General features: G+C 48.2%; 1 rRNA gene. It reads left to right on the forward strand.

Annotated elements, in window-relative coordinates:
- Positions 1-548, forward strand: a 23S ribosomal RNA gene (locus ACNRUY_RS26745); the annotation flags it as partial.

Here is a 548-nt window from a genome sequence, read left to right on the forward strand (position 1 = left end):
CATCCTCCAAGGCTAAATACTCCTGACTGACCGATAGTGAACCAGTACCGTGAGGGAAAGGCGAAAAGAACCCCGTTGAGGGGAGTGAAATAGAACCTGAAACCGTGTACGTACAAGCAGTGGGAGCCCCGCACCCAAATCGCATTAGGTGAATACATGCATTACATGTATGTGCTTCAAGCACTGGATGATTCCGACGTTTTTTACATCGGATGCAGCAGTGACTTAAAGCAACGATTCGAATCACACAACCGAGGAGAAAATCAATCGACTCGGGCGCACAAGTGGCGTTTAGTGTATTACGAAGCGTATCTCACCTTGGGTGCAGCAAGACAACGTGAATACCGTTTGAAACACAACGGGAAAGCGAAGTATGCATTGCTCAAACGCATTAAGGAAAACTTAGTGTGATTTGGGTGCGGGGTGACTGCGTACCTTTTGTATAATGGGTCAGCGACTTACTTTCAGTGGCAAGGTTAACCGACTAGGGGAGCCGTAGAGAAATCGAGTCTTAATAGGGCGTCGAGTCGCTGGGAGTAGACCCGAAA

It is taken from the genome of Endozoicomonas sp. Z74 (assembly GCF_057680865.1).